2 protein-coding genes are annotated in these 1,533 nt (G+C 70.7%); both read right to left on the bottom strand.

From position 1 onward, the window contains the following. Positions 1-416 (bottom strand): ParA family protein (locus PKE44_RS17130; protein ID WP_324553688.1); only part of this gene is annotated, 416 nt, incomplete at its 3' end. A gap of 113 nt (positions 417-529) precedes the next feature. After that, on the bottom strand, positions 530-1,405 hold the full coding sequence (locus PKE44_RS17125; protein WP_324553686.1) for a cobalamin-binding protein: 876 nt from the start codon (positions 1,403-1,405) through the stop codon (positions 530-532). Between the last annotated feature and the right edge of the window lie 128 nt (positions 1,406-1,533).

Below are 1,533 nucleotides of genomic sequence, written 5' to 3'. Positions count from 1 at the left end.
CGCGTGAAGAAGTTCACGGCCGGCGGCGTGTCGATGAAGATCTCGTCGAAGCCGCGCAGGCTTTCGAGCGCCTCGCGCAGCTTGAACATCTTGTAGCGCGATTCGAGCTTGGGCCCGAGTTCCTCCAGCCGGCCCTGCGAGGGCATCACGAACAGGTTCACGAACGGCGTCGGCCGCGCGAAGTGTTCGGGTCCGGGCGGGTTGAATTTGAACGACAGCATGTCATCGAAGAAATCCGCGACCGTCGGCCCCTCGCCATCGGCGGCCCCGCCGAGCAGGTAGTGCGAGGAATTGGCCTGCGGATCGAGATCGACGACCAGCGTGCGCCGGCCGCGGGCCGCGGCGATCGCCGCGAGATTGCAGGTGATCGTCGACTTGCCGACCCCGCCTTTCTGGTTGAACACGACGCGACGCATGATCTTTGTGGTCCTTCCCCCGGGTGGTGCGCCAGTTTAACGAACCGTGACAGGGAAATTCCGCATTCGTTGCGCTGCGTCAAGGCCGGACCGGCCGGCCGGCAGACCGCCGTTCAGCCGCCGCGCGCCGCATCGAGCTGCGCGCAGACCCGCTCCATGCCATCGAGCAGGCGCGGCCCGGAGCGGTGCAGCCAGTCCGGCGGCACCGCGTACAGATGCCCGCCCCGCACGGCCGCCAGTTGCGGCCAGCGCCGGCGCCAGTCCTCCAGCCACTCCGGGCGCTCGCCGTCCATGCCGCCGCCGATGATGACCTCGGGATCGGCGGCGAGCACGGCTTCCTCGTCGATCTGCGGCGCCAGTGCCGGCAGCGCCGCGAACACGTTGACGCCGCCGCAGTCGGCGAGCACGTGGCTGACCGGATGCTCGCCGTTCAGCGTCACCAGCGGCCTGGCCCAGACCTGATAGAACACGCGCACCGGCCGCCGCCCGGCATGCTCGCGACGCAGCTGCGCGAGCCGCTGCCGGAACGCCGCCGCCGCCTGCGTCGCCACCGCCGCGGTGCCGGCCAGCTCGCCGAGCTTCTCGATGTCGGTGGCGATGTCATCGGCGACGCGCGCCTCGGTGCGGAACACCGGAATGCCGAGCGCCTCGATGCGCGCGAGCTGCGCCGGCGGATTGCCGCTGTCCCAGCCGATCACCAGATCGGGCTTCAGCGCCAGCAGCGCTTCGAGGTCGAAGCCGGTATACGAACCGACGCTCGGCAGCGTGCGCACCGCCGGCGGAAAATCCGCGTACTGCACGACCCCGACCAGCGCCGCCCCGGCACCGGCGGCATGGAGCAGCTCGGCGGCATGCGGCGCCACCGCAACGATCCGCCGCGCCGGCGCCGGCAACTGCACGGCACGGCCGGTGTCGTCGGTGACGATCAGATCGGCACGGGCGGGAATGGGGAAGCTCAGCAGGAGCGCGAGCAGCAGCGGCAGAGGCATGTCAGGTGCGTCCGTGTGCAGGGTCGATGTGCGGGAGTGCATCCGTGATGCCGTCGGCATAGGCCTGCAGCAGGCGCCGTGCGCAATCCAGCCGCTCATCCGGCCCCGCGGCGGCCGGCATCAGCGGA

The sequence above is a fragment of the Plasticicumulans sp. genome, from assembly GCF_035331805.1.
GTDB lineage: Bacteria > Pseudomonadota > Gammaproteobacteria > Competibacterales > Competibacteraceae > Plasticicumulans.
Note: the sequence above shows the minus strand (reverse complement) of the source record. Positions and strands in the feature narration are given on the sequence as shown.

Excerpts from the sequence above, each read along its gene's own strand:
- PKE44_RS17125 (WP_324553686.1), bottom strand. The coding sequence starts at position 1,405 with ATGCCTCTGCCGCTGCTGCTCGCGCTCCTGCTGAGCTTCCCCATTCCC.